Raw genomic sequence first — 26,516 nt, forward strand, 5'->3', positions numbered from 1 at the left:
TTCGCCGACTTCACCCACGCCTGCGGCGGAGGAACCCGAGCAGCCGCTTGCGTTCCTCCCTGTTCAGCATGATGAGGCAATTCACCGCCAAGGCGACCGACATGCAGACCGCCGCCGCGATGAAGAAGTCCAGCCAGCTCGTCACCGCGAAGATCTGCTCATACGCCATGCAGATGATCACCACGGGAATCAGGCACAGCGTGCTGCGGGTCAACGTCCAGAACATGCGCGGGAACGAGTAGTCCAGGCATCTCGCCGCGTACCACGGCAGGAACAGGAAATTCTTGAGGGTGTCGAGTATCGCCTGCACGAGGATGATCGCCCAGATGCCCGCATCGGTCCATGCGAGCAACGGAATGACGATGACGATGTTCAGCATGCCGCACACGAGGAACGCCAAGGCAGGCACTTTGAGCTTGCTCGTGACGATGAACACGTTGTTCAGCACCATGCCGCCGCAGGAGAACAGGGTGGGAATCAGCGTCAGCACGGACATCCATTGCAGGAACCCCACGTTCTGGCCGGGAACCCACAGATCGAAGAACGACGTACCGAAGACGATCAAGAAACCGACCGGCAACGGGTACATGGCCGCCGTTGTCTTGAGGGAGAACGCCATGAACCGGTGGAAGTCCTCCTGTCGGTCCTTGGCATAATACTGCATGAGCTGCGGCGCGAATACGCCGACCATGGTGCTGCCCAACGACATAAGCACGCTGGGGACCATCTTCGCCAGCGAATACTCGCCTCCGACCTGCGGGCCGACGAATAGATTCGCCAGGTACAGGCTCAACGTGACGAGCAGCGTATAGCTGAGTGAGTCGATGGAGTTCCACACGCCGGACGACAGCAGCTCCTTGACCGCCTTGCCGCTGAACCGACCTTTGCGCACACCGAGTTCCGGCGTCAACGTCCTCGTGTAATGGATGTTCGCCACGCAATTGTATACGGTGACGATCAGCATCGTGGCGGTGATGTAGTAGATCTTCGGCCGGAGCGCCGCGAACAGACCGATCAGGACCGCCGCGCGCAACAGGTTGGATTCGATGTTCCTCAGGGAGGATTTCTCCAACCGGTTGCGTACATAGTAGACGCAACCGAACACCGATAGCACGAGCGAAATCTCCGCTCCCAGCATGGAGAAGAGGAACGCCCACCGCACATCGTCCAATAGGTTCGCCGGCACGTTCATGATCCACTGCGGGAACGCGGAGAACAGGAATCCCGGCACGGCCAGTACGACGGCGAGCAGCGAGTTGGCGATGAACACCGACTTGAAGTACATGTTCGCCTTGTCCATGTCGCCACGGTTGTATGCCAAGGCGATGTACCGGCTCGCCATGGAGTTCAGCGCGGTGGTGAGGATCGTCGTGTAGCCGATGATGTTGTTGATCAGCGGCACGAACCCGTAGGCGGTCGTCCCCAGCGTGCTGACGATGTACGGCGTCAGGAAGAAGTTGACGCCGAACTGCACCGCGAAGGCGATGGCCGTGGCCGCCATGTTCACGGCCAATTGTTTCTTCTCACCCATATCGGCTACTTGATGGCCTTCTTCAACTGACGCAGCGCGTTCGTGGGGAGCACCTTCTTCAGCGCCTGCTTCGCCTCCCCCTTCAGGGTGCGCGTGTTGTCGATATGCAACACCATCTCATGCGCCGCGTCCTCGTCCGCCGCCGTGGTGAAGCACTCGAACAGAATCGGGCGGTCGCCGTCCTCGGCAAGGAACTCGTCGCTCACGGCGAGGAACTCCTCCTTGCTTCCGGCCGACAGGTAACGGAATCCGAGCGACTCGGCCCACGCCTGCGCCGGCGACGGACCATGTCCCGGCTTGCCGCGGGTGAGACGATTCTCGAAATGATCGATGTTATGCCGTCCTGCGGCGATGAAATCATCGGTCTGTTCACCGAACTGGGAGCCGATGTGGGTGGAGATCCTGAATTCCGCGCCATCATTGTTGTTGACGAGCAGAACTCGGACATTTCGTCCCACGTAACGATTGCCAAGCGAGTTCATATCATAGAAGAACGCGAGGTCTCCCAGTACCACGAAATGCAGTTTATCGGGATGAGCAAGGCTTGCGCCAATGAGTGTGGATAATGCCCCATCGATACCAAAACCGCCGACATTGCAAGCCGTCTCAACGGAAGAATCAAATTCGAAGTTATTCCATGACCGTGCCGAGTTCAGAATACCGAAATGGACGACGCTATTCGATGGTATCTTACCGGACATTTGCTTGCCAATCCACAAATTCGAGAAAGGAAAGTCCGGAATCGTCTTACGCAGTCCCTCATCGTATTGTCTCCACGAAAGCTCATACGAATTATCCGAGAAGCTATCGCCCTGAGAATAATGCTCAAAGAAGGTTTCCTTGGAGCACTGGAACACCGCATCAAGCCGCTTGAATCGTCTCCTGAATTCACCATCATCGGATACGCGCCATACCTTAATCGGTTTGCCATCCAGATAGCCCATGATCTCATACGAACTGCTTTGTTCCCCCAAGTGAATGATAAGATCCGGAAGCAGTTCCTGCGCTTTCGGATTACCTTCCACAAGCTGCTGACAGGCAAGCGCGCCACGGACAGCATGCTTCCCTCGATAACCACTCACATTGTTAGTCAGGACAACGGCGTTATGGTGCTCCACGAAAGCGTCGAGCACCGCCTCCTGCTGTTTGCTATAGGCACGCTCAGCTCCCATCACAATCGCGATTCTGCTATTGGAATCCAATTGCGGCCACTCGTCCTCCATGGTGTACCGCATGATCCTGCGCACCAACGGAAGTGTGGTAGTGGTGAACGTCGCTGCATAATTGCTGATCAACTGGATATGAACGGGACCGCCACCATTACGTGACAATTCGGAAAGGGCACGGTTGACCGGCAGTTCCGCATAGGAAGCATCGGCATCATTATTCACGGGGTCGAGATTCACCGAATACTTGGCGATGTCATGCGGAATCTGAGAACGATCCAGAGTCTGCTCAGTGAGGTTGCCGACGTTCCGGGAAGAATTCATTGAAGTAACCGCCAGAACCGGAAGCTTTCGGTAATAGGCTTCGGTCAATCCCGGCATATAGTTGCGGGAAGCAGTGGCGCCAGTGCATGAGAGCACCACAGGTTCGCCCGATTCATTGGCAAGACCGCAGGCCATATATGCCGCGGAACGCTCATCGTAGGCGGAATACGTCTCGAAATACGGGTCGTTCTGGATGCTGCCGGACATCGGGATATTGGTGGTTCCCGGCGAGAGAATCACCTTCCGGATCCCGTATTCCTTCAGGAGCGCAATCAGAATCTGCGCGTTTCTTTCATCCGTATATCGGACCATTGTCGTTTCCTCCGTCTCTGCCAAACGAAATGTCTTATTGCTTGTGTCGGAAGGCGCTTGCCTCGCGCATCGTCATCAGCGAAGCGCCTGCTCCAGCCATGCACGGGAGATGGTGCGCTGCCGGGCCAGCTCGACGCCGATACGCGCATAGTCGAGTCCCGGCATCGTCACATCCGCTCCGCCCTCGATGGACGCATCGAGATCGAACAGGCGGAACAGCGTCTCCATACGCGAGTTCATCTTGTCGTTCCGCTTGATGCCTTCGCGCGCGAATACGCGGAACGGCTTGTCGAACAGCAACGAGAAGCAGCAGGCGTGATAGGAGTCGGTACACACATACGCGGCCTTGGAGAACAGTTCGACGAAATCCTGCGGTCCGGCGATATACGTCCCGGGATCGGACGGATCCAATATCCTGCGCACCGTGCAACCGTGCGCCTTGGCGAACGCCTCGATGGCGGCACCACGCTCCTTGGAGATGCCTCCCAGGAAGTATGTGAGCACATAGCGCTCACCCTGAGGCACGAAGCCGCGCGTGATCGTCCGCCACTGTTCGGCGGGAACCATCAACGTCGGGTCAAGCACCACGGTGGCTTTCCTACCGGACAATTCCTCCACCAGTTCCTTCGCACGGAATTCACGCACACCAATCATCGACATGCGTTCCAATGCCAGACGGAAGATGCCCTTGTTCTCCTCCCTGACATGATCGACGCCGAAGCTGGCCGCATACGACATCACCCGTTCGGACGGAGCGAACATACCCAGACGAATCTTCAGATCCGCTTGGGACAGGTGCCGGTCGTTCCACACCTGATCGGAACCGAGTACGATCTTGTCGAGATCCCTTCCATTGGGGGAAAGCCCCTTGGCCTGCGAGATTGTCACCGGCGATTTGCCAATGTACTTCGCGGTGAATTTGAGTTCCTCCCACCGTCGCCGGTATTCCAGATTGGCGGGATTCGGCACATGCCCCAGCACCGCCTTCTTCACTTCCGACAGGTTCCTGCGCGCGCTGATCTTCGCAAGAGAACCACCGTCCGCCGCATCCAGATAATGCTGGATCGTCGTCGCCGTGCCGTAGCCGGACAGCAACGTCTCCAACGCGTAGTTCTGAAGACGGTTGCCGTAATTGCTCGCGGTGTCGTTGATGGTCAGGATTCCATACCGTTTCGTGGCGCTTGAAGCCATATGAGTCTTTCCTTACCTCACAAACCAAGGAATGGGCCAAAGCCGTATCCAATATATCGAATGCCCCCTACCGTCCTCCTCTGCATCCCCGATTGTATCCGTCCATGCCACCATTGACGATTGGAGCATAAGAAAACTCGGTTCCGACTCTCGGAGGAGAACACCCCATGCGGCAATCACCATTGGTGTCGGTCATCGTCCCCGTATACAACGTCGAACGGTATCTGGATGCGTGCATTTCCAGCATCGTCGATCAGACATATCGGAATCTCGACATCATCATCATCGACGATGTCTCCCCCGACCGCTGCCCCGAACTGTGCGACCGGTGGGCCACGAAGGACGCACGCATCCGTGTGATTCACCGCGAACGCAACGGCGGCCTCTCCGCGGCCCGCAACAGCGGCGTCGATGCGATGAGGGGCTCATACGTCTCCTTCGTGGACAGCGACGACGTCATCGCGCCGGAGATGATCGAGACGCTGGTGTCCGATGCTCTCGCACATGACGCGGATATCGTGTCCTGTGGCGCCAACAAGGTGACCGAGGATCTCGGGACCGTCATCACCCCGATGGCGCCGCCGACCCACACCTTCACCGGCGAACAGGCCTTGGACGAGTTCCTCCACTGCACCGGGAACATCCTGGATTGCGCGTGGGGCAAACTGTACCGGGCCGCGTTGCTGGAACGGTCCGATGCTCTCCGGTTCCCCATAGGGCTCAACAGCGAGGACTTCTACTTCAACGCCATCGCCTTCCATCTCGCCAATCGGGTGCATGTCGAGGGCAAGGCCCTCTACCAGTACCGCATGCGCCCCGGATCCATCACCAACGGCACGTTCTCGCAACATTCCTTCGACCGCATCACCATCGGCGAAATGATCGTCAAGCAGCTTCGTGCTCTGGAATGCGCCAATACCGCGGGCATGGCCTACTACCTCATGCAGAAGCATTATGACGTGCTGTTCTCGCTGGTGCGGTCACACCGTCCCAAAGCCCAGATCGGCGAGTACGCCGCACGGCTACGAAAGACGGCCGCCCCTGTCTATCGCGACACGAAGGTGACATTCGCGCGCAAGGCGCGCATCTTCTGCTTCAGCCACTGGCCCCGCGCCTACTATGCACTGAACCAGCAATTCAGCTGAACCACATAGTCGGGAGAAGAATGCACCGGAACATGATTCCACCCAGATCGGTCAGCGGTCATTATCGATGGCGCATACGGTCAACCAGCGAAAACACCTTATCGGCATGAATCCGAATCAGCAGCCACCGCAGACCAGTTCCGCTTGGCAAGCGGTTTTGGCCAAGACTTTGTGCATATTTGTACAAGTAATTCTTAACACGGCTTATTTCTTCTCTGGAGGCGTCATTACGTCGTAACAAATCGTAATAGCAGGCAATCAGCATGTTGAACCCATTAACGATGACATCGTTTTTAGTATCGTTTGACAATTCGATACCATTGATGAAGTCAAGACGTTCCATACTGTTCTCAGCCGCCGCCAGCGTCAGACGTTTGCCAGATGAATTGGTCGCCGAAGAACGACGGTATCTGTACGAATACAGTACATCAGGTAGCTTCACGACCTTGGTACTGTTCGCGATGACCTTATACATTGTGGATGCATCCTCAAACACTCGTCCGACGGGGAAGCGCACTTCCGGCGTATTCCACAGTTCACGCTTGATGACATAAATCCAGGGGAATGATTCAATCCGGTTATGGAAAATCTGGTCAAGAGCCTCTTCCCTTGTCAGGACCGATATTGAATCGTAATGATTATGCGGCGAATCGTATTGATAGGGATTGTCATCCTCGTCAATCCAACGGAACCTAGCTGTGACGACGTCGCAATCATAAGCGAGGACGGCTTTCATAGCCGATTCCACATATGTCGCATCCGGCACATCGTCAGGATCAATGCAAAGGATGTATTCTCCGGTTACAAGGTCAAGTCCTAAATTTCGGGCAGAGCCCACTCCTCCATTGGAGACATGACGGACGATGATTCGTTCATCTCCCGCAGCGTATTCGTCGCAGATTTCACCGCATCTGTCCGGAGATCCGTCATCAACCAGTATGATCTCCAGATTGGAATATGTCTGATTACAGACGCTATCAAGGCAGGCTGGGAGGAATCGCTCCACACCATAAATCGGGATGATGATGGAGACCAAGGCATCCATCTGCTTAAGTGAGGATGACGAAAGCCGTTGTTTATTGTACATAGAGAACCTCATTTTTCTTATTTTTTAATGATGTTAGTTGAATAAACGCATAGCCATATCATTACGGTTTATCGATCACGAAATATTTGAAACCATTGTCATCATCAACGGACTCGCATTAGGTGCTTCGCCACCGTTTCAGTGTGGCGATTGACCAGCCGTAGAAGCGACATGGCACGGTTCCGCCACGCAGACTCATCGCCGCCAACTTGTTGCGCAATCCGATGGGTCGGACTTTGCGTACGAAGCTCTGAACCGTAGCATTGCCCACAATGGCACGTATCTGCTCGCGCCGGTATCGACCGTCGCGGGAACGGTTCTCATACAGGAAATTCAGACACAGGCCAATCCCGCTTAGAAACAGGTTGTCGAACACGGCAGAGAATGAGGGATTCCACCGTGCGACAATCGGCGAGACGTACTCCCATACGGTTTTATGGCTGTCAAACAAAGCCGGCTGATAATGTCCGGCGGCACTTCCGGAACGCACCACATAATGGTAGAGCTGATCCGGCACCACGCTCACCCGTTCGACGGCGGCATACAGGGGGAAATCGAAATAGGAATCCTCGTCGGCCACCACGCCCACGGGGAACCGCGCGCCGACCGTGCGTACGAAATCCGTGCGGAACAGTTTGTTCCATGAGGGATACACGTAACGTTCCGCGGCGAGTTCCGCGAATTCCGCCGCGAAAACCGTGTTTCCTGCGAATGTCAAATCGAACGGACGCGTCTCGTCGGTCTTCGTCAGAGAACCGTCCGGCTGCAGCGTATTCGTCTCGTACCCGCAGAACACGATCTGCGCGTCGTCGGTGATGGCTCGTGCGACCAGCGTCTCGACGAGATCCGGTTCCGCGAAATCATCGGCGTCCACGAAATACAGGTATTCGCCGTGTGCCTCGTCGATGCCGTGGTTGCGTGCGGCGGATACGCCGGCGTTAACCTGATGAATCGCCGTGATGCGCCCGTCCTTGGCGGCCCACGCGTCGCACAGGCTCGGGCAGTCGTCCGGCGAGCCGTCGTCCACGAGGATGATCTCCAGATCGCGGTACGTCTGGGCGACGATGCTCGCCACGCACCGGTCGAGGTAGCGTTCCACGCCGTACACCGGCACGATGACGGACACCAGCGGGTTCTTCTTGTCGCTCATATGCGTTCCTTTCCATCGGCGGTCTTTCGGTTCACGTGTGCGGCGAGACGGTCGAACCAGCCGCCGCGGTTCCTGTCCACGGTCGCGCGGAACAGCAGGGCGCGCAGCTGGTCGAGCAGCGCGCAGGCGGCGAACACGACGCACGCGGCGCCGATGAGCGCGGGGATCAGCGCGGCCGGATGCGCGTCGGCGAGCGCCGCGAAGTCGAGCATCGGATTGCGCCACAGCCATTGGCGTACGGTCGGGTATTCGGAGATGAGGTATACGCCGAACGTGGAGGCGGCGATCGTGTTGACCGCCGCGCTGTGGCATTCGCGGCGTTCGAACAGGACGAACAGGGCGAGTCCGATCATGAGCACGGGCAGACGGAATTCGACCTTGCCCACGTACACCTGCAGCGTCTGCAGCCGGCCGGTCGCCTGGTAGAGGAGGCCTTCGCCCACGGCTCCGGCGGCGATGAGCGCGTAGCCGCCTGCGAGCATCCACCATGCGGTGGCGGTGCGCATCGGCGTCATGTGCCAGCGGTAGTAGGTGATGAGCACGTAAATGTAGATGAAGCTCAGGTAGTTGCCGCCGGGCAGTCCCACGGCGGACAGGGGCATCACCATGTCGAGGCCGGTGAACAGCACGAGCATGATGATGGCCAGCGCGCCGTGCGCGGTCTTGTCCAGCGCGCGCAGTCCGGTGACGAGGAACGGGAAGAACAGCAGGAACACGGCGTATGCGGTGGGATACCACCATAGGCCGGTGATGGTGGGGAACAGCGAGCCGGCTGCCAATGTCATGCCGACCTGCGTGCGGTCGAGGGCGACGGTTGCGGCGAGCAGGACGAGCGACCAGAACAGCATCTCCCGTTCGAGGATCCATACGCGGCGCAGTCCGGCCTTCACTCCCCCCGCTTCGGACAGGTACCATGCGGAGATCGCGAAGAACGCGACCACGCCCACTTTGCCGCCGGAGTACAGGAACGTCTCGATGAGCACCTTGTTCACGCCGAACGGCAGCGCGAGCGCATCGAGGTTCGTGAACATCACGCAATGGCTGGTGACGATCATCAGCATGGCGAGGATGCGCAGCGTCTCGACGCTGGAGTTGCGTTGTGCATGTGACGCCATCGGTCACCTGCCTTCCGTGACGAGTCGGGAGAGCAGGCCGTGCCACTGGGCGAGGATCTCGTCCATGCCGAACCGGTCGGCGCCGTCGAGCGCGTGCGCGGAGTATGCCGTGCGGCGTGCGGCGTCGTCGATGAGACGGTTGACGGCGGCGGCCGTGGCGTCGATGTCGCCGACCGCGGTCAGGTCGCCGTTCACGCCGTCGTCGACGATCTCCGCCGGTCCGGTCTGGCAGTCGAAGCTCACGATGGGCAGTGTGTGGGCTTTGGCTTCGAGCAGCACCATGGGGAGCCCCTCGAAGCGGGAGGTCATGACGAACATGGCGGCGGCACGGTAGTAGTCGTCCATGTTCTCGACGCGGCCTTTGAGGATGAGCTGCGAGCCGAGTCCGGCGGCGGCGATCTTCTCCTCCAGCATGGGACGGTCCTCGCCTTCGCCGAGGATGAGCCACGTCCAGTCGGGATGGTCCGGCAGTACGCGGGCGGCCACGTCGACCAGCATGTCGAAGCCCTTCTGGTAGGTGAGTCGCCCGGAGCTGATGATGGTGCGCGAGTCCGCGTCGTATACGGGGTCGGGTTCCGGCCGGCGCATCGGATTGGGGATGGCGATGACCGGGCATTTCGGGTGCAGATGCGTCTCGTACAGGTTCCGGTCCGCTTCGGTGAGCGTCACGATGGCGTCGGCCTTGCGTGCCGCCCACCGGCGCGTGAGTTTGCGGTAGGGCACGCCCGGGTTCTGCAGATAGTTGAAATGCTCCCAGGAGATCACCCGCACGCCGGTGCCGCGCTTCAACGGCAGCGCGTACATGTCGAGGATGCCGTCGATGTCGACGAGCACGTCGATGCGGTGGTCGCGTACCAGCCCGCGCAGGCGCCTGACCGTGTCGCAATAGTGGTGGATGCCGTGCGTGACGGTCGGGTACACCGTATGGCGCGCGATCCGCGGGTCGATGGCGAAGAACGGTTCCGCAGCCTCTTCGAACAGGCTGACGAACGAGATGGCGAAGGCGTTCCCCTCCCCCTGTCCGGCGAGCGCGTTGGCGATCATGACGGACACGTTCTCCGTGCCTCCGGACCGCGTGATGTCCCCCGAGAAGAACGCGATGTGCGTCATCGTGCGCCTCCGTCCGTCACCGCATACTCCTCGTCCGCAACCACGTTCGGCACCTGATTGTGGCAGTATCCTTCCGTCGCGTTCTCGCGTCGGATCACGCGGGCCGGATTGCCGACGACGATGCTGTGGTCGGGCACGTCGAAGTTCACATACGAGTTCGGGGCGACCAGCACGTCGTTGCCGATGCGGATGCCGCCGACGATGACCGCGTTCGAGCCGATCCACACCCGGTTGCCGATCTGAGGCACTCCCCGATGCCGACCACGGTTCTCCTGACCGACCACCACGCCCGGGCTCAGGTTCACGTTGCTGCCGAGCCGCGCCTCGCCGTTGACGATCACCGTGCCACGGTGACCGATGAACAGCCCTGCGCCGATGCTCGCACCATAGCCGATCTGGAATCCGGTGCTCTTCGACAATCGCAGCAGACGCCACCGGTACCAGTAGTGGAGGAGTCCCGAGCGATGGGACTGCGCCTTGCGCAACATGCTCGTATAGCGGAACCCCATCTGTACGAACCGCTGCTTCAGCATCGTTGTCCGGTCCGACTTCGCCGCGTAGCGGAAACAGTCGGATCGGACAAGCTCGTCTACGTTCATCATCACGCACCTCCTCTTAACAGCACGCGTTCCTCCTGCGTGAGGGGAATCTTCTGGAAGTTGTTGAGCACCAGCAGGTGCAATACGGGGAAGGTGGCCGCCTCGTGGCGGGTCCACGAACCGAAGTCCGGCTCGAAGATGAACGACGCCAGCGCGTAGCCGATGTACACGCACAACGCGATGAACAGCGTGGAATCGTTGACGTGATTGATCTGGCGGATCAGATTCACCATGTAGAACGTCACCATGCACTGGAACGCGAAGAACGGCAGATAGCCGGCTCCGCGCATCACCAGCTCGAAGGGAATCATCATGCGGAACGCGTTGATGAGATAGTTGACCATGTAGATCGGCAGGCCGCCGCCGGGAATCCAGTTCTGAATCAGCGTGGAGGAGTCGGCACTGCCGCCGAACGCCGTATCGTAGCCGGCCCTCAGGTTCAGAATCGTGTGGTATTCGGTGGGCATGACCGCATTCGCGACGATCATCATCAGATAGATGGTCGCGAACAGAAGCACGACGATGATCAGCGTGCTGCCGAGGCCGATGGCGCTGCGCTGCTTGAAGAACAGCAGAATCGCGTACACGGCGACGATCAGCGCGGCGATGAGAATGTAGTATTCGCGGAAGAACGTGCTTTCGAAATACAGGATGCCCGCGCTGGCCAGCACCTTGACCAGCGAATTGTCGATCGGCAGGATGAGCACCACGTATACGGCGAAGAAGAACGCGAACTGGATGATATCCTTGCCGATATTGAAGATGTAGATGTTCAGCAGGCCGACGGTCGCGAGCAGGAACAATGATTGCAGCAGGTCGGGGGAATCCGCGCGAATCACCATGAAGATCACCAGCGTGGTGAAGATGATGCCCAGGCAGATCGACCAGTCGATGAGCGTGTCGATGCCGGCGAAATTGATGCTGTCGAACAGGTTCGACGCCGTCCGGTAGTCACCTTCCCATGCCGCGTCACCCGCCGTGCCGAGCATCATCGACAGGATGCGGTTGTTGTCGTAGAAGTATTTCGGCGGCAGCACGTACGCCACCATGATCTTGGCGGCGATCATCACGGGCAGGATGAGCGCGAGGAGCGCATTCTTGTTGCGCAGCTCCATGGCGAGGCGGCGCTGGCGACGCTCCTTGCGGCTCATCTTGGCCAGGCGCGCGGTGGAAAAGGAACCGCTCATCGGCCACCGGCCTTCCCGGCCGCCGCACCGCCTTCGGCCTTCGCCAGCGCGTCCAGATAGAAGCCCTGCAGCCACGCGGCGTTCGCCGTGATGTCGAAACCGGCCTTCGTGACGAGTTCCGGTCCCAGCGCACGATCCACGATCTTCGGCGCGTCCGCCTGCGCGAGCACGCGCTTCGCCCACTCGTCGGGGCTCGCGGCCAACGGCACGACCTGCACGTTGCCGGTGATGTCGCACTGCTTCGGCACACGGTCGGAGATCGTGCACGGCAGGCCGGCCGCCTGCGCTTCGATCATCGTGAACGGCAGTCCCTCGAACAGGCTCGGCAGGATGAACGCGTCCATGCCCTGCATCACACGGTTCACGTCGGAACGCACGCCGAGGAACCGCACCGCGCCGCTCAATCCGAGCGCGTCCACCTTGTCGCGAATCTGGTTCTTCAGCTCGTCGTTCAGTTCGCCGCCGCCGACCAGCCACAGTTCGCTGTCCGGGCGGAGCCGGTGCACCGCGGCGAACACGTCGATGAGGAACGTGTGGTTCTTCTGCGGGAAGAACCGTCCCACGTGGCCGAGCACGAACGTGGAGTCCTTCACGTCGAACTCGCCGCGCACCGCGGCGCGCACGTCGGCGTCGAAACGGTATTGGGCGGTGTCAATGGCGTTGCGCTGCTGGATCACACGGCCGCGGTTCTTCACGCCGAACAGCCAATCGCCCGCCTCCTCGCCGCACGCGAACATGTGCGTCACGTACTTGGGCAGACGCAGACGGAAGTATTCGCGGAACACGGACTTCAGGTCGAAGCCGACCGGACGGTTGTGCGCGTGGGCGATGCGCACCGGCACGCCCAGCTTGTACGCCTCACGCAACCCGAAATAGCTGCGCTCCTCCAGATTCGAGTGGATGATGCGGTATTCCGGATGCTTGACGAGGAAATCGCGGATCTCGCGCTTGTACCGGCCGAAATACTGCGGGTACATCGGGCACATGCGGTAGACGTGGCCGCCGAGGCGTTCGATCTCGTCCTCGTATGCGGCTCGGTAGTCGCGGTTGACGAGGAAATCATAGGCGACCTTGCTGCGGTCCATGTGGCGCATGTAGTTCATCATCATGGTTTCGGCGCCGCCACGATCCATCACGGTGTCGAGGACGAGCACGCGGACGGGCGCGGTGTGCGGTTCCTCGCCGGAACCACCCCCAGTCGAGCCACGCTCGACAGCCCCCGCCAGCGGGGGCCGGGAAGAGGAGCCGGTGCCGGTCGAACGCCGCTCGTCCGATCCAACCATCGGCGGGCGGGAGGAGACGGAACCGTCCTCGGGAGCGGAGGGCCGGGAGATGGGGGTGATGGTGAGGGCGGTGTCCGTGCGGACCACGGAGTTCGCGGGGATGTCGCCGGAGATGACGCATCCGGCGCCGATCACCGTGTTGTCGCCGATGGTCGCGCCCTTGAGGATCGTCACGTTCGAGCCGATCCAGCAGTGGCGTCCGATCGTCACCGGAGCCTCCGAATAGCCCTGATCCTTGATGGCGAGCGTCGGATCGGCGAACCGGTGGTTATGGTCGTACACGTGCACGTTCTCGCCGAAGATCGTCTCGTCGCCGATCGTGATCGACTTGCGCGCGTGCAGACCGCACCCGTTGTTGAAGAACACGTTGTCGCCCAGCACGATCGAACCGCCGTTCTCCACGGTCGCCTGGAACCCCTTGCGCATGTGGAAGCCCTTTCCCCAGCGCATGTGGCGGCCGTACACCACCTTGTACAGGGCTTTGAGCAGCAGACCGGTGAACCGGTACCAGACCTTGATGAGTATCATGCCCGTTCCTCCTCGTCCTTACGTCCCGTGCCGCCCGTGGTGGGCGGCACGCCCTCGTACCGGGCGGTGATCGTCTCCAACATGCGGTCCAACGTGAACCGTTCGAGATAGGTGCCGCGCACCCGGCCGGCCGGCATCGGATGCTCCAGCAGGTCGAGCACGGCCTTCGCGCCGGACTCGGCGTCCCCCACGGGGAACAGCCTGCCGTTCACGCCGTCCGTCACCACTTCGTCATTGCCGGTGGTGTCGGTCGCGGCGATCGGCACGCCGGCGCGCAGCGCCTCCACCAGCGAATACGGCATCCCCTCGTACAGGGAGGACAGCAGGTACACGTCGAACGCGGCGACCACGCGTTCCGCGTCCGGACGGTATCCGAGCAGGTGCACATGGTCTTCGATGCCGGCGTCCGCCACGGTCGCGCGCACGGCGTCCTCGAGATCGCCGTCGCCGATCATCACCAGATGCGCGTCCGGACGCTCCGCAAGCACCCGCCGCATCACGCCGACCGCGGTCAACGGGTCCTTCTGTTCCACGAGACGCGCCGTCACGCCCACGACGGGCGCCCCGGCGGGCACGCCGAGCGTGTCCAATCCGAGCAGCGCTCGGGCCTCGTCGCGCGACGGCACCGGCACGTCCGCCACGCCGTTGTACACGACCTCGAACTTGGCGGGATCGTCGAGCCGTTCCGCGAGCGCCGCATCACGCTCGCCCGCGCTCACGTTGAACGTGAGCGTGGTGGCGTGACGGCTCATCCACCGTTCGAGTCCCACGAACACCGTGCGTTTCCTGCCACCGAACTCGGGCGCCTGGAACGAGTAGGCGTGCGGCGTGTAGAACACGCGGCGCACGCCGGCGCGCCGACCGGCGAGCAGCACGGCCATGCGGCCGATCACGCCCGCCTTCGAACTGTGGCAGTGCACCGTTTCCGGCTTGAACTCGCGAATCACGCGCGTCACTTCGCGCAGGGCTTTCAGCTCGTGCTTCGGGCTGATCGGACGCACCAGGTCGTCGCAGGGGATGATGCGGGCGTGTTCGGCCATGCGCGGCAGCGCGTCGCGATAATAGTCGTCGATGCGCGACGTGCCGTGAATCAGCGTGACGTCGAAACGGTCCGGGTCGAGTCCGGTGACCAGGTCGACCACGTGGCGGCCGCAGCCGCCCATGGCCTCCTGGATGATGAGTGCGCGGCGTTTCGTGGAGGTCATCGTCTCTCCCCGTCTCCGGCCGCTCAGGCCTTCTCCTCGGTCTTCGCAGCCGCCTTCGCAGCCGCCTTCGAGGCCGCCTTCGCGCGACGGGCCTTGCGGCCCTTGCCTTCGCCGGCGTAGTCGCCGTAATAGTAGTAGCTGTTCTTGCCGCGCTTCACATGATCGTTGTTGAACACGGTACCGACCGGCGCGACGCCGATCATCTCGAACTCCTGCATCGTGTCCTTCAGCTGCTTCTTCACGGTCACGCCCTGGCTGGCGACGAGGATGAGACGCGCGCCGTCCTTCGCGAAGACGGCGGCGTCGTTGGCGACGCGCATCGGCGTGGTGTCGATGACCACGTGGTCGTAGGCGGACGCGACCTGCCTGAGCAGATCCTGCATGGCATGCGAGTTGATGAGGATGCTCGGATTGGTGGTCTGATCGCCGGCGGGCAGCACATGGCAGTTCGGCTTCCAATACTGCTGAATGGCCTCCTTCGAGGTCACCTGTCCGGCGAGCAGATGGCTCAGACCCACCTTGCCGTTGATGTTCAACGCGCCCGCGACGGACGGGCGGCGCAGATCCGTGTCGATGAGCAGCACCTTCTCGCCCTTCTCGGCGAGCGCGGCGGCCAGGTTCACGGCCACCGTGGTCTTGCCCTCATGCTGGCCGGCGGAGGAGATGACGATGATGTTGGACAGTTCGGTGCGGTCGGGCGCGATGAACATGAGGTTCAGGGCGAGACGGCGGATGCTTTCCGCCGCGCTGGACGACGGCGCGGAGACCACGACGGGCGCGCTCGCCTGGTAGGCGTCGTCCTTGAGGAGCACGCCGAGCGTGGGCGCGTCGGTGAGACGCTGCAGGTCGGCGATCTGGCGCAGGCGCTTGTCCGCGGCCTCGATGATGAGCGCCACGCACACGGCGGCCACCACGCCGGCGAGCACCATCTTGAACATGAACGACTTCACGTTCGGCGAGCTGGGCGTCTTCGGCACCTCGGCATGACGCACGACGGACAGGTTGAGCAGGCTCAGCACGTATGTCTTCTCGGAGGCGTACGAGTCGGAGGAGATCTGCTTCTTGAGGCTCTGGCCGACCGCGTTGGCGATGTTCGCGGCGCGCTTCGGGTTCGTGTCGGTCACGGCGACGTTCACGAAATACGTGTTCTGCGCGCTGATGGTGATGCGCGCGCCCAGCTCGTCCACGGACGTGTCGAGGCCGAGATCGTCGATCACCGGCTGGAGCACGGCGGGCGTCGTGACCAGTGTCGGCAGGGCGCCGACCTGTCCGGAGATGTAGCTGGTGTCGCCCGAAGCGTCGGTGGTGGGGCTGGACTGCTGCGTATCGCCGTCGGACGACCCGTCCGACGAGGCGTTGGACGACCCGTAGGCGGCCTGATGGTTCACGCTGGCGAACATCTGCGTGGTGGCCGTGTACTTCGGGGTCTGCTGGCTTACGTAGGCGTAGCCTCCGGCCAGCACCACCAGCAACACGACCAGTTCCACGATGAGATGCTTCTTCAGCGTCTCCAGGATGTCGGCTACCGTCATGCTTTGCTCCTTGCCCGCCGCGTTGCGGTTCGCGGCTCGTGTGTGCTTCCTCTGATTGTGTTTCATAAGTGTCGATTGTCGATGCTTGGGGATTCGCGTCTATCCGGCAGTACGTCGCCGCATCCGGTCACTCGTCCCGTATGCGCGGCGTCTCGCGAATCGCCAGCCCGTCTCCCGAACCGGCGGACACCTGGTTCGAGGTGCGTACGCGCACGCTCGCCTCCAGGCGTTGCCCGGGGTCGAGTTCGACGCGTTTGACGCCCACGGTGAGACCGTCGAGCGTGAGATAGTTGTCGAACTGGCTTCCGTCGGAGAACCTCCAGGAGACCAGTCGTCCGTCGGCCGGCGCCGTCACGTACAGGAGGGTCGCGTTGCGTCCCCCCGTCAGTCCGTCGATGCCGTCGCCGAGCACGTATTGCGGGGTCGATGCCGCGTCGGCGGCGTCGAACGTGTTCGTCATGGTGATGTGCACATCATATTCGCGGCTCCCGTCAGCCATCGTGCGCACGTATGTCGCCGTGGCCTTGCGGTCGAGATACCAGTCCATCTTCGACTGCGACGCGTTGTTCACGTACACGCCGACCGTCGGCTCGCCGGCCGCACGGCTCAGCGTGCCGCCGAGCGCCGTGTTCTCCAGCTGACGCTGCAGACCGGAATCCGCGAGCCACAGTTTGACGTGACCGTTCGCCGCGGCCTTGGGGAACAAGGAGAGCACCCGGCTCGCGTCGAGCGCATTCGACGCCGTCGCCAGACGGAACGTCGCGCTCGCCGCTTCAGCGAAGAACGCGTCCTGTGCCGCATGGTCATCGGTGCGGTAGTACTCGTCGTGCATCAGGGTCTGCGCGGCGTTCGAACCGTCCAGCGTAGTGCCGTCGGAAAGCGTCACCGGGCCGGTCACGCCGAGCAGCTGCTGGAGGAACACGGGGTCCACGGCGATCACGCCGTCGACACTCTGCCCCTGCGTCTTCTCCCACATGGCGCGCGCGATCACGCCGGTACGCGTGAAATCGGGGGTGATGTTCACGTCGTGCGCGATGGTGGCGAGCTTGTCGCCGAACAGCGACTGCTCCTCGTCCGTGAGCGGCGTGACCGGTTCGTCCTGCTGCGCGATGGCCGTGTCGGCGATGAAATCGGAGATGGAGATCGCGCCGTCGTCGACCGTCATCACACCCCATGACGCGGGCAACCCGCCGCTGGCGCGCGCCTCGGCGTTGTTCTCGCCGATGATGAGATAGCTGTGCGCGCCGGACCTGTCGAGGTCGAACATGGCGGGAGCCGTCTGCGCGAACCGGGAGACGCCGTCCATGAGCGAGGCGGCGGTGGAGAAGCGTTCCTGCGCGTCGCCGAGCATACGCGTCAACGAGGCGACGTGTGTGCCGTCCAGACGCTGGAATTCGGTGTTCGCCTGCGTCAGGCTCTCGCTCGCGAGTCTCAGATTCTCGGCGGCGTCCGCGAGACCGGGCAGCGCGATCCGACCGTTGGAGACGCCGAAATCCTTCACCTGCATGGTGTCCAACGCGGATTCGAGCTGCGGCAGGGCGTTGTCGGACACGTCGGCCATGATGCGCACCGACTCGCGTACCGCCTTCACGTCGGAACCATAGTAGGGAATGAACTCCAACGGCTTCCACAACGGATTACCGGTCTGCGCGTACGCCTTGTCGACATGGCCGCCCATCTGGCCGAGCGCCGACTTCGTGGCGTTCACATCGCCGGACACCGCGCCCGCGCCCAACGACGAGGCGGAGGCGACCGCCGCCTGGATCTCACGTTTGGCGATCAACGCGGAATACGCGAGATACGCGCCCCACGCCACGAGCGCGACGAGCACGGCCAACACGACGAGCAGAATGCGGCGGTTCCGGCGGCGGCGTTTCAGTTTCGCGATATGCTCGTCGCTCATATGCCGGCGACGGCCATGATGCGAGCTTTGCGGCACATGGCTCAGATCCGGGGCCACGACCGGCGGACGCTGGCCCGAAACCCCGGAGCCGCCTGATATCGGGCCTTCGGATGACGGCTCGCGTGGCGCCAATGATTCATCGGACATCGGTCAGTACGCCCCCTTATGCCCCAGCACGGCGCCGACGGTACGGAACATGAGCACGATGTCGCCGCCGATCGACCAGTTCTGCACATATGCGACGTCGAGGCGCTCGCTCTCCTCCGCGGACAGGTCGGAACGGCCCGACACCTGCCACGGGCCGGTGATACCCGGCTTGACGAGCATGCGCGTCGCATACACCTGGTTGTAGCGGGCGAACTCCTCCGGCAGCGGCGGTCGCGGCCCCACGACGGACATGTCGCCGCGGAACACGTTGAGGAACTGGGGCAGCTCGTCGATGGAGAACCGGCGGATGAAACGCCCCACCTTGGTGATGCGCGGATCATCCTTCATCTTGAAGATGAAACGATCCTCCTGACCGGTCTGTTCGGCGAGCTTCGCCTTGAGCGCGTCCGCGTTCGTCACCATCGAACGGAACTTGATCATACGGAACGGGCGCCCGCGCAGGCCGATACGCTCCTGCGTGTAGAACACGGGGCCGCCGTCCGTGAGCTTGATGGCCAGGGCGACCGGCAGCGTGACGATCAGCGAGCACACGATCGCGAGCGAGGAGATCACCAAGTCGAAGATCCGCTTGACAATGCGCGTCGCCGGCGAATACTGGGGCAGACGCAGCGTGAGAATCGTCGTGTCCTGGATGGAACGCACCTGCGTCTCATGCCCGGCGACGTCCGCGGCGGAGGAGATCAGCGCGATCTCCAATCCCAGCGACTCCATGCGCACGGAGAACGTATTGAAATTGTCGGAAAGACGATGGAACACGTCGGCGACCATCACCGTCTGAATCTGATGACGGACGAACTCCTCCGCCAGATTGTTGTCCGCGTAGCGGATGATGTCCACGCCGCGGCCCGCTTCAGGCACCATCGCGCGCAGACGATCCACGTCATCGTCCGCCACGACGAGTCTCGTCTCCGGATCGAGACGCACCGGACACACCACGACCGCGCGGTAGTTGAGCTGCTCGCGCTTACCGAGGAAACGCATGACCTTGGCGATGCCCTCGGGGGAACCCACCACCACCGTGGCATACGAGTAGGCGCCGTTGCGGCGGGTGCGCGTAATGAACACACGTGCGACCGCACGCTCCAATGCCGTCAGCACCGCGCCGCCGACGACCACGAGGGTCATGCTCGCCAACGTGAAATGCAGATCGAGGAAGAACGTGACCGCGCACAGGCCCACCCAGCAACGGCACATGCCGGCGAACAGCTTGACGTTCAGCTGGTAGCCGTCACCCATCACATGACGATGGTAGATGCCGGACATGCCCAGGCACCACACCCATACGCACGCGGCCACCACGAGGTACACGGTGATGTCGGTGAAGAAATCGAATCGCGTCGAATAGTAGGGGCCGTCTTCATGGCGCAGGTTGAGCACGGTGACTCCGGCGAAGATGAACATGGCGGCGTCGCACAGCATCAACGCCATGTTCACGAAGAACCGCCAGTACAGCACGCGGGACAACTGCTCCTGACGCATCTCGCTCAACTGACGGACCGCGTCGCCGGCCATCCTTTCGGCCAAGGGAGCGATCTGGCTCATAGTCGATTCGCCTTTCTCTCTCACGCGCTCTCACACGCGGCCCCGACTCACCACCCAAGGGGCTACCCCCGATAGTAACGACGGGGCAGTATCAGGGGGTCTACGGACGACACACCCCACCCCGGCCTCCCTGGCACGGCGCCCACTCCCTTCCCTTGTCCCCTCCCGCCTGCGGGTGCAACCCGCGATTTCGGGCCTCACCCCTCCCGCCGGCGGGAGGTGGCGCGCACTCCAGCATGCGCGGGCTGTTGTGCGACGCGGGCCTCACCCCCTCCCGCCGGCGGGAGGTGGCGCGCAGCGCCGGAGGGTGGTCGCTTCCTCGCCGTTCTTCCTTTGTTCGGTTCAGGCGCTAGAATCGTGGACAGTGAGTGCCGCAGGCTGTACGAACGAACGACGGCACCGATAAGCCCGGTATGTAAGGAGTACTATGGCGAATCATCGCAAGAAGAACCCCACCCTGAAATCCCTGAGCAGGCGCCAGTGGATGCGGATCGCGGCGATTGTCGCGACGGTGGGCATGCTTGCGGGTGCCGGCATCGTATCCAGGAACTTCTACCAGCAGTCGAACGAGCATACGGCAGTCACCGAGTTCTCGGCCACGGACAATGCGGCGCTCGGCGTCTCCCGTGGAGGCGCACGCGGCGACCTCAACGGCAACACCTCCTACGTGACCGTCAAGATCAACGGCAAATCCCGCACTGTGCTCGGTGACGACTTCACCACCGTCAAGTCCGTGCTCGAAGCCGGCGACATCGTCCTCGACCCGGACGACACCGTCTCCCCCTCGCTGAACACGAAGGTCGACGAGTCCACGGTCATCACCATCGAACGCGCGGGTGCCACGCTGGAGACCAGTGACACCGAAATCGCGTTCAACACGGTGAAGAAGGAGACCGAGGCGCTGCCGAAGGGCCAAGAGAAGGTCCAGCAGGAAGGCAAGACCGGCACGATGGAGACCACGAGCCTCGTCACCCGCGCCGGCGGCAAGATCGTCTCCTCCAACGTGTTCGCCTCCTACGTGAAGGAGGCTCCGACCGACAAGATCGTGCTCGTCGGCACCGGCTCCACTTCCTCGTCGTCGTCATCGTCGTCCAGCTCCTCCTCGCTCGGCACCACGGTACCGGCCTCGGAGATGCAGACGTGGGCGCACGACTGGCTCATCGACAACGGCTATAGCGAAGCCGACTTCACGGCCGCCGTGTACATCATCAACCACGAGTCCGGCTGGAACCCGCACGCCACGAACGCCTCCTCCGGCGCATACGGCCTGCCGCAGGCCCTGCCCGGATCGAAGATGGCTTCCGCCGGCTCCGACTGGGCCGACAACTACCAGACCCAGTTCAAGTGGTTCGTGAGCTACTGCAACGGCCGCTACGGCGGCATCACCGGCGCCTACAACTACTGGCTGTCCCACCACAGCTACTGATCCTTCATCCGATTCGGCTGAATCCAGCCGAATCAACCAACGCGAGGAGGGGAACCGTCATACGGCGGCTCCCCTCCTCGCGTATTCCTCCTCTCTGCGATTTTGGTGTGCATGAGTCGTATGGCCGCGATGCTCATCTTCCTCCCGCCGACGACGAGGCGCGCGCGTTGTTCGCTTTCCAAGTGGCCCGGGCATTAGCGCAGCGCGAGGCGCGGTTCAGGTTCTCACCGGTCGCGTTGCCACTGGAGCGTATCGTCGCAAGCACAGCCGATTCCACGACACAGCCAATTCCGCGAATACCATAAACGCTGCGAATATCCGATGAAATTACGTCTTATTATCCGCTATGATTGGTGACGATAATTCAAACGCGTTGACACCATGATTATTAAGGAATTCGAATGCGATTTACCGTCGTAATTCATCCGTTTATACCATGCGTCGGCGCGCTGAATTCAATGCAGCATAACAGCATCGATATCAGCAGCATCAAGGAGACAATCATGGCATCCGTATTGCAGGGATTCGAGGAGGTTCGTCTGGTCAAGCCGGTCGGCAAGATCGTGATGACCGTCACCGCGAACGCGATCCGTTTCAACAAGGCCACCGCGCAGGTGCTCGGCTTCCCCGCCTACGTGAAGGTGCTCGTCAACGAGAAGACGAAGCAGGTGGCGATCGTCCCCACCACCGCCAAGGCGGACAATGCGGTGAAGTTCAGCAAGCCCGAAGGCAAGCAGGCTTCGTCCGTGAGCGTGAAGGACTCCGCTCCGCTCGCCGCGATCGGCGCGTTCTTCGAACTGCCCGAGGCTCCTGAAGGCGAGGTCGCCTACCAGCAGGTGACGGGCGCGTACTATGCGGACGACAAGGCCGCCGTCTTCGATGCCGCCAACGCCGTCGCCGGCACGATGAAGCGCCGCGGCCGCAAGAAGACCGCCTGAGCGGCCCAACGTCGGTTGACGGTTGACGGGGTGGGGTTGACGATCAACCGTCACCCCGTCAACCGACGTTGCTCGGCGTCATGCCACGCCGAGCAACGTCAACGCGATAAGCAGCACGTTCAACGCCACGATCAGCGCGGCCACGGCGATGAACACCACATGCTTGATAGTGCCGTCCACATATTCGCCCATGAGTTTCCGGTCGTGCGTGTAGCGTAGCAGCGGAATGATGGCGAACGGGATGCCGATCGAAAGAATCACCTGGCCGATGACCAGCGCCTCGGTCGGGTTCGGAGCGAACCACAGCACAATCAGCCCGGGCACGAGCGTGACCACGCGGCATGCCCACATCGGCGCCTTGATCCTGAGCAATCCGTGCATGATCTCCGCGCCCGCGTACGTGCCCACCGACGTGGAGCTCAGCGACGAGGCGAGCAGACCGATCGAGAAGATCGTGCCGATCACCGGGCCGAGCACGCTCACGATCGCGTGCTGCGCGCCCTCGATCGAATCGGTGCCGGTCATGCCGTGCAGCGAGTTCGCGGCGAGGATCAACAGCGCGAGGTTCACGGTGCCGGCGAGCACGAGCGCCCAGAACACGTCGATCTTCGAGCCGTGCAGCAGTTCACGCGTGGTCGGCCGTTCCTCACCGCCCGCATAATGGTCGTTGACCAGCGTCGAATGCAGGTAGATGGCATGCGGCATGACGGTCGCGCCCAGCATCGACGCGGCCATGAGCACGGAATCACGGTTCGAGAAGCGCGGCACGAGGCCGCCGAGCACGTCGACCGGATTCGGCGGCGCGATGAACAGGCCCGCGATGAACCCGAACGTGATGACCAGCAGCAGCGCGATCACCATCTTCTCGAACAGGCGGTGCGTGCGCCCGCCCTCGAACATGAGCAGCACGGTGGAGACTGCGCCGATCACCACGCCTCCGGCGAACAGCGGCAGGCCGAACAGCAGGTTCAGCGCGATGGCCCCGCCGATGAGCTCGGCCAGATCGGTGGCGATGGCGATCACCTCCGCCTGCATGAAGAACATGAACCGTCCGGCGTCGCTCATGCGGCTTCCCAGCAGTTCCGGCAGCGAACGCCCGGTGACGATGCCGAGTTTCGCGGACTGGTATTGGATGAGCACGCTCATCGCGTTCGCGACGACCAGCACCCACATGAGCATGTACCCGTAGCGTGCGCCGGAGGTCACGTTCGCGGCCACGTTGCCCGGGTCCACGTAGGCGACGGCCGCCACGAACGCGGGGCCGAGGATACTGGCCAGCGAATGCCCGTGCCGCGTCACACCGGCCTCATGCCGGGCCCGCTGGCGTTCCTTCTCGATTTCGGCCTGTTGACGTTCCGGCCCTCCCGCGAGCACGTACTCGCGATGCTTGTCGATGCTGTGCCGACGACCGTATCCCCTGCCGGCGGACGATCCGGCGATGGCCCCCGGCGCGACGCGCACCGCATGCCCGCGGCCGTAGCCGCGCCCCTGACGCCGCGCGTTCGCGACGGTCGGGTCGTTCGTCGCCGTCGCCCCCTCAACGACGCGGTCGTCGTTCAATGCCTGTCGCGCCGCCGATTCCCGCGCGCCGCCGACATCGCCCGTTCCGCTCGTCTTCCAAGAATCCTGCGCATCCTGACTACCGGTATCCTGCACTTGCCGCACTTCCCCTCGTGATATCCGTACACCGGTATAGCGCACGCATGTTACCCGCCGCAACATGCCCGCCCCATGGCTCGTCATCCGACTTCTCAACGAGCCCCCTCATGAAATGTGATGTGAAATGTGACATACGGCCTGAAACTCCCCCATAACAATGCGGAATTAGCGGAAAACTCGCTCATAAGATGTGCTAGATACACGAAAACTCACTCATAAAAGTGTAAAATCGGCCATACAGCAACGATATGCGAAGGTGGAACATGACGTATCTCAAGCGCAACGCGGACATATTCCTCGAATCATGGAAATCCGATCCGCACCGGCTGCCGCTCATCATCAAAGGACCGCGTCAGGTCGGCAAGACCGAGACCATCCGCCGTTTCGCACACGGCCATTATGCGAACATCATCGAGATCAACTTCGTGGAGGAGCCGAAGTACCGCGCGATCACCGCGGACGGCTACGGTGCGGACGCCGTCATCCGCAGCATCTCTCTTATCGACCCGTCGAAACGGTTCGTCCCAGGCGAGACGCTCCTGTTCTTCGATGAGATTCAGGCGCACCCGGACATCGCGACCACGCTCAAGTTCTTCGCGATCGACGGGCGTTTCGACGTGATATGCAGCGGGTCGATGCTCGGCATCGGGTACCGGCGCATCGAGAGCAACAGCGTCGGCTACAAGACCGACTACGAGATGTATTCGATGGATTTCGAGGAATACCTGTGGGCGCGCGGCTACGGTGACGACATCGCGGACGGCATGCTCGATCACCTGTGCGAGACACGGCCGTTCAGCCAGGTGGAGATGGATACCTTCTCCTCGCTGTTCCTCGACTACTGCATTCTCGGCGGCATGCCCGCGGTCGTCGCCTCATCCATCCGCACCGGAACCTTCGAAGGCACGCTGCAGATGCAGCGGCAGCTCATCGGCGACTATCAGGAGGATATCCGCAAGTACGCCGAAGGGCTCGACCAGGCGCGCATCCTCAACGTGTTCAACCACATCCCCGTGCAACTCGCCAAGGAGAACAAGAAGTTCCAGATCAGCAAGGTGGCGCGCGGAGCCCGGTTCAAGGACTACCGCGGATGCGTCGAATGGCTGGAGTCATCGGGCATGGTGAACGTCTGCCGTTGCCTGTCCTACCCGGAGCTGCCGCTCAAAGGCAATTACGACGAGAACAAGTTCAAGATTTACTTCGGAGACACGGGCCTGTTCGTCGCCATGCTGGACGACGAGGCGAGCGACGACCTGCGCGCGAACCGCAACCTCGGCGTCTACAAGGGCGCATTGTACGAGAGCATCGCCGCGGAGGCGCTGCGCAAATCCGGCTATGGCCTCTACTACTACAAGAAGGAAGATTCCACACTGGAACAGGACTTCTTCGTGCGTACCCGCGAATGGCTGGTCCCCGTCGAGGTAAAGGCACGCAAAGGCACGGCGAAGTCGATGCGCACGCTCATCGCATCCGACTCGTACCCGGAAATCCGGTTCGGCGTCAAACTGCATGCCGGCAACGTCGGCAGCAGCGAGCATGTGTTCACCGCACCATATTTCACCACGTTCCTGCTGCGCCGACTGCTGCGCGCATACGATGAGGGGCGCACGCCGCTGCTGGACAATCCGGGACGCTGAATCGGCCGTCTCACTCGTCCGCGGGAACCGCCTGGCCGGGGCATCCGTGCAGGACGGCGAGCATCGCGTCCTTCTCGGCCGAGGTGACGGTCAGGCCGTATTTCGATTTCACGCCGATCTGCCGCGCCACGTAGTCGCATCGGTACGCGCCGTTCGTCGGCAGCCAGTATGCGGCGGACGCGGACCCCTTCTCCTGGTTGGCAGGACCGTCCACCGCGAGCAGATTGTACGGATCGTTGCCGTACCGGTAGCGTTTCGCGGTATCCCAGTTCCGCGCGCCCGACTGCCACGCGTTCTCCAACGCGACCACGTGGTCGATCTGCACGGCGGCGGACGTTTCGGCGCCGCGCGTGAATCGAATCGTCTTGCCGGTGTACGGATCGTCGAGCGTGCCGGACGCGACGGTGCACGCGTACCGGCCGCTCGTCCCCTTGAACGCGACGTCCTTCAGGTCGCGGGCGAGGATGTCCTCGCGGATGTCGCAGCCGTTCCCGTCGTCATCGGTTTCGCGGTAGCCGAACGCGTCACGGCTGTAGCCGGACGCGTCCGGAGCGTCGTCGACGGCGAGCGCCGCGAGCACGTCGGCGGCCTCGCCGCTCGCCGCCCGCTCGCCCGTGATCCTCGCGACGGTCGGACTGATCCGCGGCAGGCCGAGGCCGATGCCGGCACCGGCGAGCGCGGCGAGGATGATGAGGATGAGCACGCGTTCAACGAGACGTTCCGCGTGGAAGCGGCGACGACGGAAGCGCGTGGGACGGCGGCGGCTACGGGACATGGG

The 26,516-nt window shown here is 62.1% G+C and carries 20 protein-coding genes; 4 read left to right on the top strand and 16 right to left on the bottom strand.

Translation table 11 applies throughout. The features are described 5' to 3' along the window. Positions 1–10: 10 nt before the first annotated feature. From AC1AYR_RS08090 to AC1AYR_RS08100, 3 genes are read right to left on the bottom strand one after another with little or no spacing between them, the layout of a single operon-like run. Positions 11–1,531, bottom strand: coding sequence for a lipopolysaccharide biosynthesis protein (locus AC1AYR_RS08090; RefSeq protein WP_476512227.1), 1,521 nt, complete (start codon positions 1,529–1,531; stop codon positions 11–13). Between the two features lie 5 nt (positions 1,532–1,536). Next, a complete protein-coding gene (locus AC1AYR_RS08095) occupies positions 1,537–3,357 on the bottom strand; it encodes a thiamine pyrophosphate-binding protein (RefSeq protein WP_476555157.1) in 1,821 nt (606 codons plus the stop codon). A 51-nt stretch (positions 3,358–3,408) separates the two neighbouring features. After that, positions 3,409–4,524 (bottom strand): polysaccharide pyruvyl transferase family protein, encoded by a 1,116-nt coding sequence (locus tag AC1AYR_RS08100; protein ID WP_476512225.1) that lies wholly within the window; start codon positions 4,522–4,524, stop codon positions 3,409–3,411. A gap of 167 nt (positions 4,525–4,691) precedes the next feature. Between AC1AYR_RS08100 and AC1AYR_RS08105 the strand changes: the two genes are divergently transcribed. Then, positions 4,692–5,669, top strand: a complete 978-nt coding sequence (locus AC1AYR_RS08105; RefSeq protein WP_476512224.1) for a glycosyltransferase — start codon at positions 4,692–4,694, stop codon at positions 5,667–5,669. Positions 5,670–5,730: 61 nt separating this feature from the next. Here the strand turns inward: AC1AYR_RS08105 and AC1AYR_RS08110 are convergent, their stop codons facing one another. From AC1AYR_RS08110 to AC1AYR_RS08160, 11 genes are all read right to left on the bottom strand, one after another. Beyond that, positions 5,731–6,756: a glycosyltransferase family 2 protein gene (locus tag AC1AYR_RS08110; RefSeq protein ID WP_476512223.1), complete on the bottom strand. Its 1,026-nt coding sequence runs from the start codon at positions 6,754–6,756 to the stop codon at positions 5,731–5,733. Between the two features lie 118 nt (positions 6,757–6,874). After that, positions 6,875–7,906, bottom strand: coding sequence for a glycosyltransferase family 2 protein (locus AC1AYR_RS08115; protein ID WP_476512222.1), 1,032 nt, complete (start codon positions 7,904–7,906; stop codon positions 6,875–6,877). Then, entirely contained in the window at positions 7,903–9,021 is a 1,119-nt protein-coding gene (locus tag AC1AYR_RS08120; protein WP_476512221.1) for an acyltransferase family protein, read from the bottom strand. The genes AC1AYR_RS08115 and AC1AYR_RS08120 overlap by 4 nt, the downstream gene beginning before the upstream one ends. Positions 9,022–9,024: 3 nt before the next feature. Beyond that, positions 9,025–10,131: a glycosyltransferase family 4 protein gene (locus AC1AYR_RS08125; RefSeq protein ID WP_476512220.1), complete on the bottom strand. Its 1,107-nt coding sequence runs from the start codon at positions 10,129–10,131 to the stop codon at positions 9,025–9,027. Then, a complete protein-coding gene (locus AC1AYR_RS08130; RefSeq protein ID WP_476512253.1) occupies positions 10,128–10,733 on the bottom strand; it encodes a serine O-acetyltransferase in 606 nt (201 codons plus the stop codon). Before AC1AYR_RS08130 ends, AC1AYR_RS08125 begins: the two co-directional genes overlap by 4 nt. Then, positions 10,733–11,917 (bottom strand): hypothetical protein, encoded by a 1,185-nt coding sequence (locus AC1AYR_RS08135; RefSeq protein WP_476512219.1) that lies wholly within the window; start codon positions 11,915–11,917, stop codon positions 10,733–10,735. The genes AC1AYR_RS08130 and AC1AYR_RS08135 overlap by 1 nt, the downstream gene beginning before the upstream one ends. Beyond that, positions 11,914–13,728, bottom strand: coding sequence for a glycosyltransferase (locus AC1AYR_RS08140; protein WP_476512218.1), 1,815 nt, complete (start codon positions 13,726–13,728; stop codon positions 11,914–11,916). Before AC1AYR_RS08140 ends, AC1AYR_RS08135 begins: the two co-directional genes overlap by 4 nt. Continuing rightward, positions 13,725–14,933 (bottom strand): glycosyltransferase family 4 protein, encoded by a 1,209-nt coding sequence (locus AC1AYR_RS08145; protein ID WP_476512217.1) that lies wholly within the window; start codon positions 14,931–14,933, stop codon positions 13,725–13,727. The genes AC1AYR_RS08140 and AC1AYR_RS08145 overlap by 4 nt, the downstream gene beginning before the upstream one ends. Positions 14,934–14,956: 23 nt before the next feature. Next, the gene (locus AC1AYR_RS08150) at positions 14,957–16,531 is read right to left on the bottom strand and encodes a tyrosine-protein kinase domain-containing protein (RefSeq protein WP_476512216.1); all 1,575 of its coding nucleotides are present in this window, start codon (positions 16,529–16,531) and stop codon (positions 14,957–14,959) included. A 61-nt stretch (positions 16,532–16,592) separates the two neighbouring features. Next, positions 16,593–18,368 carry a DUF4012 domain-containing protein gene (locus tag AC1AYR_RS08155; RefSeq protein WP_476512215.1) on the bottom strand — a complete coding sequence of 592 codons (1,776 nt, stop codon included), beginning with the start codon at positions 18,366–18,368 and terminating at the stop codon, positions 16,593–16,595. Positions 18,369–18,518: 150 nt separating this feature from the next. Beyond that, positions 18,519–20,078 (bottom strand): sugar transferase, encoded by a 1,560-nt coding sequence (locus tag AC1AYR_RS08160; protein WP_476555158.1) that lies wholly within the window; start codon positions 20,076–20,078, stop codon positions 18,519–18,521. 427 nt (positions 20,079–20,505) lie between these two features. Here AC1AYR_RS08160 and AC1AYR_RS08165 point away from each other — a divergent pair, with 427 nt between their 5' ends. After that, positions 20,506–21,504, top strand: coding sequence for an aggregation-promoting factor C-terminal-like domain-containing protein (locus AC1AYR_RS08165; RefSeq protein ID WP_476512214.1), 999 nt, complete (start codon positions 20,506–20,508; stop codon positions 21,502–21,504). A 503-nt stretch (positions 21,505–22,007) separates the two neighbouring features. After that, positions 22,008–22,442, top strand: a complete 435-nt coding sequence (locus AC1AYR_RS08170; RefSeq protein WP_476512213.1) for a hypothetical protein — start codon at positions 22,008–22,010, stop codon at positions 22,440–22,442. Between the two features lie 78 nt (positions 22,443–22,520). On the opposite strand, the gene AC1AYR_RS08175 is transcribed toward AC1AYR_RS08170, so the two are convergent. Continuing rightward, positions 22,521–23,780: an Nramp family divalent metal transporter gene (locus tag AC1AYR_RS08175; protein ID WP_476512252.1), complete on the bottom strand. Its 1,260-nt coding sequence runs from the start codon at positions 23,778–23,780 to the stop codon at positions 22,521–22,523. Positions 23,781–24,364: 584 nt separating this feature from the next. On the opposite strand from AC1AYR_RS08175, the gene AC1AYR_RS08180 reads away from it, so the two are divergent. After that, positions 24,365–25,738: an ATP-binding protein gene (locus AC1AYR_RS08180; RefSeq protein WP_476512212.1), complete on the top strand. Its 1,374-nt coding sequence runs from the start codon at positions 24,365–24,367 to the stop codon at positions 25,736–25,738. Positions 25,739–25,748: 10 nt separating this feature from the next. On the opposite strand, the gene AC1AYR_RS08185 is transcribed toward AC1AYR_RS08180, so the two are convergent. After that, a complete protein-coding gene (locus AC1AYR_RS08185) occupies positions 25,749–26,513 on the bottom strand; it encodes an HNH endonuclease family protein (protein WP_476512211.1) in 765 nt (254 codons plus the stop codon). Positions 26,514–26,516 lie beyond the last annotated feature (3 nt).

The sequence above is a fragment of the Bifidobacterium sp. LH_417 genome, assembly GCF_056357035.1.